The organism is Bradyrhizobium sp. (genome assembly GCF_019242285.1).
GTDB lineage: Bacteria > Pseudomonadota > Alphaproteobacteria > Rhizobiales > Xanthobacteraceae > Bradyrhizobium.
The window spans coordinates 1-4,617 of the sequence record NZ_JAFAVV010000783.1 but is presented as its reverse complement, the minus strand read 5'-3'; the positions used below and the strand labels follow the sequence as shown (position 1 = coordinate 4,617).

5 protein-coding genes are annotated in these 4,617 nt (G+C 66.2%); 1 reads left to right on the top strand and 4 read right to left on the bottom strand.

The features are described 5' to 3' along the window. Positions 1-136 precede the first annotated feature (136 nt). A complete protein-coding gene (locus JOY90_RS31810; RefSeq protein ID WP_291695053.1) occupies positions 137-598 on the top strand; it encodes an Lrp/AsnC family transcriptional regulator in 462 nt (153 codons plus the stop codon). Positions 599-770: 172 nt separating this feature from the next. Here JOY90_RS31810 and JOY90_RS31805 read toward each other — a convergent pair whose 3' ends face one another. From JOY90_RS31805 to JOY90_RS31790, 4 genes are all read right to left on the bottom strand, one after another. Further along, the gene (locus tag JOY90_RS31805) at positions 771-1,031 is read right to left on the bottom strand and encodes a hypothetical protein (protein WP_291695052.1); all 261 of its coding nucleotides are present in this window, start codon (positions 1,029-1,031) and stop codon (positions 771-773) included. Positions 1,032-1,219: 188 nt separating this feature from the next. Next, positions 1,220-2,395, bottom strand: coding sequence for a fumarylacetoacetate hydrolase family protein (locus tag JOY90_RS31800; protein WP_291695051.1), 1,176 nt, complete (start codon positions 2,393-2,395; stop codon positions 1,220-1,222). 18 nt (positions 2,396-2,413) lie between these two features. Further along, a complete protein-coding gene (locus JOY90_RS31795; protein ID WP_291695050.1) occupies positions 2,414-3,493 on the bottom strand; it encodes a zinc-binding dehydrogenase in 1,080 nt (359 codons plus the stop codon). Between the two features lie 44 nt (positions 3,494-3,537). Next, a partial coding sequence (locus tag JOY90_RS31790) for an autotransporter outer membrane beta-barrel domain-containing protein (protein WP_291695049.1) occupies positions 3,538-4,617 on the bottom strand: 1,080 nt, incomplete at its 5' end.

The following is a 4,617-nucleotide window of genomic DNA, read 5'->3' as shown; positions in this document are numbered from 1 at the left end:
CAAGCCTCCAGCGACTCTTAGAATCCTTCGAATTTTAGTCCCGCGGGCCGTTCATGATATCTCAAATTTTTACACGGGGCAGGCAGATATTGGTATATCTTACCAATGCACCGCCATTTGCCGACAGTTCATCCCAATGCCTGCGCTCGACGCCATCGACCGGAAAATTCTCCTCTGCCTGCAGTCAAACGGCCGCATCACCATGCAGGAGCTGGCCGACAAGGTCGGCCTGTCGGTCTCGCCCTGCCACCGGCGCGTCAAGCTCCTGGAGGAGCGCGGGGTGATCACGCGCTATATCGCGACCGTCGACCAGAAGGCGATCGGCCTTCATGTCTCGGTCTTCATCTCGATCAAGCTCGCACGGCAGAAGGAGGAGGATCTCAACCGCTTCGAGCGATCGATCTCGAAATGGGAGGAAGTGCTGGAGTGCTACCTGATGACGGGCAACCGCGACTATCTCCTGCGCGTCGTCGCCGCCGATCTCGCCGCCTACGAGGCGTTCCTCAAGAACAAGCTGACCCGGCTCGACGGCATCGCCTCGATCGAGTCGAGCTTTGCCTTGAGCCAGGTGAAATACTCCATCGCGCTGCCGGTGTGAGACACACACCGTCATTACCAAAACCGTAGCTCGTAAGTGGGCTAAGCGACCCCAACCGCCAAAGCCCGACACGCAAAGGCAGAAGCGTGCCCACCATTCAAAGCAATGCTGTCGACCGATGGTGGGCACGGCGCTTTGCGCCTTAGCCCACCCCACGACTACAAACTTGCCCTTAACGTGCCGACGCCGCCTGCTTGCCGAACACGGCGCGGCAGCCTTCGGAGAGATTGGCGCGCTGGCGGCGCATGCAGGCGGTGATGCGCTCGACGTTCGGAATTTCCGCCGCGCACAACCGCATCACGTCGCCGGTGCAGAGCTGCCGCGCCTGCTCTTCCGTGAAGGCCCTGCTCGCCACCGGCGTCAGCGCCAGACCGAGCAGCACCACGCCAGCCATCACCGTGAAGCTTCGTACAAATGTACCATCGATCCGCATCGTCCCCCGCAATCGATTCTGCGTTGCAACGACTCGCCCATCGATCGATCGCAGCAGAATCATCATCAGCGTAGAGGGACGCTTGCCGGCCGCAAGCTTCCCGCATGCAACATGCACGGAAAATCTTGCGGACCGCTCATCACGTTCCTACGTCGGAACCGCTCGCAGGTGCGAAGCGAGGCTCGCGATCATCCAAGCAGCTTGCGCTGCGCCAGGTTCTTCATCAGCGCGGCGATGCCGAACGTCCACGGCTCGCACGCGTCGCTGGTCCGCATGCGGTTCACGAGCTTGCCGAGCTGCGGTGCGGCAATCGTGACGATGTCGTCACGCTTGTGCGTGAAGCCCTGCCCCGGCGCGTCGCGGTCCTTGACCGGCGCGAACATGGTGCCGAGGAACAGCGCAAAGCCGTCGGGATATTGATGCACCGCCCCAACGGTCTGCGCCACGAGATCGGTGGGGTCGCGGCTGATCTTGCCGATCGAGGAATGGCCGTCGAGCATGAAGCCGTCCGCTCCCTTCACATTGAGGCCGACCTCCATCCGGCGCACGTCGTCGAGCGAGAAACCGTCGTCGAACAGGCGGAGCAGCGGGCCGACCGCGCAGGAGGCATTGTTGTCCTTGGCCTTGGAGAGCAGCAGCGCCGAGCGGCCCTCGAAGTCGCGCAGATTGACGTCGTTGCCGAGCGTGGCGCCGACGATCGCGCCCTTGCTCGACACCGCGAGCACGACCTCGGGCTCCGGATTGTTCCAGGTCGATTTCGGGTGCAGGCCCGCGTCCATGCCGGTGCCGACCGCGGACATCACCGGCGCCTTGGTGAAGACCTCGGCGTCGGGGCCGATGCCGACTTCGAGATACTGGCTCCAGGCGTTCTGCTCGATCAGCACCTGCTTCAGCCGCATCGCCTCCTCCGAGCCGGGCTTCAGCTTCGTCAGATCGTCGCCGACCAGACGCACCACTTCTTTCCGGATCGCCTCGGCGGACGCCGGATTGCCGCGCGCCCGCTCCTCGATCACCCGCTCCAGCATCGAGATCGCGAAGGTGACGCCGGCGGCTTTCAGTACCTGCAGATCGAGCGGCGCCAGCAGCCACGGCTTCTGGTGGTCGCGGCCATCGGGCGGCGTGTTGGCAAGGATGTCGGCGAGGTCGCCGATGCGCTCGCCCTTGACGGCGCGGAGTGCCTGCGCCGGCTGATCGGCTTCGCACAGCGCGCTGACGGTTGGAAACGCCGTGCTGACGTCGAACACGCCGTCCGCGCGTACCGCGACCACGGCGGGGCCGCCGACCCGCGGCAGGAACACCCGCCCGACCAGCGTGCCCTTGGTGCCGTCCTCGGGCAGGACATCTTGTACGGAAAGTGTGATCATGACTTGCTCCGGATGTGATTACCGCCACGGCTCGACGATGATCTTGGTATGCGCCTCGGGATTGGCGAGGTCCTCGAAGGCCTGCGCGACGCCGTCGATGCCTGTGGTCGCCGTCACCATCGCGGCCGCGTCGACGGCACCTCCCGCGATCAGGCGCAGCGAAGCGGCGAACTCGTCCGGCGTATAGCCGAGCACATATTGCGCGTTCAATTCCTTCATGATGCCGAGCATCGGCTCGGCGCTGTCGGGCTCCATGCAGACGCCGACCACGACGATGCGCGCATCGCGCGGCGCACCGGCGAACACCTGCTGGATCAGGCCGGGCACGCCGACGCATTCGAAGATCAGCGCCGGTTTCAACGGAGGCAGGAACGCCTGCCACGGCGGCCGCGCCGCCTTCTCCTCCGCCGTCATCGCCGCGTGCTCGGCCCAGGTCGCATAGGGCTGGGTGTGCGCGGGATCGACCACGATGTCGGCGCCCATCGTCTCCGCCAGCGCCCGCCGCGCCGGAGAATAGTCGGCGGCGACGATCGGATGCAGCCCCTTGAGCTTCAGCGCGGCAATCACGGCGAGCCCGACCGGCCCGCAACCGATCACGAGCGGCACCTCGTTGCCGGCGATGTTGGCCTTGGCGACCGCATGGATGCCGACCGCGAGCGGCTCGGTCAGCGCGGCATGCTGCGGCTCGAGCCCGTTCGGCACCGGCAGCAGCAGCGCCTCGCTGAGCAGCATCACTTCCGCATAGCCGCCGATATTCTGGTTGGAATAGCCGATGCCGAGCGGACCCGCCGGCGTCATCAGCACCGGCATCGAGCAGACATGCGTGCCCGGTTTCAGTTTGCGTTGCGTGCCGGGACCGTGCTCGACGAGCTCGCAGCAGAACTCGTGACCGAACACGACATCCCGCGACAGGTCCATCGGCGGGCGGCCGATGCGTTTCGCCATCTCCACCATGCGCGGCGCATGCTTGCGCGCATGCAGGTCGGAGCCGCAGATGCCACAGGCCAGTGTCCTGACCTTGACCTGGCCCTCGCCCGGCACCGGCTCGGGCACGGTGTCGACGACGATCTCGCCGCCACGGAAAATCGCTGCGCGCATCGGGCGTGTCCTCCAAACACAGGGCCCTCCCTTAGCACGGCAGCTCACCAGGCGTAATGGACGAGCCCCTTGCCGGCGTAGGAAGCGGTGACATTGGAGAATTCGCCCTCGAACGAGACCGCGGCGGACCAGCCGTTCAGCCATCGCATCTCGAGTGCGGCCGTGGTCAGCGCCGAATCCCGTGCCTGCGCTGCGCCATTGACGACGAAGGACGCGCCCGGCAGCGCCTGGAAGGTCGCGGCGATGCTGCGGTCGGGGTTGAAATCATGCGCCCAGGCGAAGCGGCTGCGCAGCGTCATCACGCCGTCGGGCAGCGCGATCGATTTGTCGGTGCGAAAGCCGAGTTCGGAACGGGCGTCGGTGACGGTCTTGGCCGCATAGCTCAGCGCGAAGGCGCCGCTTCCGGCCAGCACCTGCTCGGCATAGGCCGGCAGGTCAAAGCTGGTGAACTGGCCGGCGGCATAGGGCGTGATGCCCGCCCAGCCCATCGCGAAGCGATAACCGCCCTCGGCGCGGCCGGAGAAGGCATTGGCCTGGAATTCGGCGCGCAACCGGTCGAGACCGGCGGCCGTCACCATGCGATCGGTGGTCACATCCTGCCAGCCATAGGCGAGTGCTGCGGCCAGATAGGCCGGGCCGACATTATGGCGGAGATAGGCGCCGGCCTGGAACAGATCGGACCGGCCGCCGCCGAGATTGGCGACCGAGAAATTGGTGCCGCCGCCGGCGATTGCGAAGCCTGCGAGGGTGCGCGGCGTCAGCAGGGTGTCGGCTCCGACAGCGGTGCCGAAGATGCGGCTGCTCGCCTGGTTCGAGCCCACCGCCGCATTGCCGTCGGTGGTCTGCGTACCGCCGAAACCCGCCGCCCACACGCTCCAGCGCTGGTCGAAATTCGCCGGCGTCGCCTTGGTGAACATCGCGTAGGCATCGTGCGCGGTGGCGCGCCGGGTCGCCGCCGCATAGGCGTCCGCCCCGCCCTCTTCGACATAGCCGGTCGCGCCTTGGGTCGGACCTTGGCCGGTGCGGCCGGCAACAAAGGGATCGAGCAATGTCTTCATGAACAGGTTCATGGCATCGAACGTCGCCTGCTGCGAGCCGGTGGCGAGCTCGCCCGAGGCCTGCGT

Coding starts and splice junctions, on each gene's coding strand:
- JOY90_RS31810 (WP_291695053.1), top strand. CDS start 137: ATGCCTGCGCTCGACGCCATCGACCGGAAAATTCTCCTCTGCCTGCAG.
- JOY90_RS31805 (WP_291695052.1), bottom strand. CDS start 1,031: ATGCGGATCGATGGTACATTTGTACGAAGCTTCACGGTGATGGCTGGC.
- JOY90_RS31800 (WP_291695051.1), bottom strand. CDS start 2,395: ATGATCACACTTTCCGTACAAGATGTCCTGCCCGAGGACGGCACCAAG.
- JOY90_RS31795 (WP_291695050.1), bottom strand. CDS start 3,493: ATGCGCGCAGCGATTTTCCGTGGCGGCGAGATCGTCGTCGACACCGTG.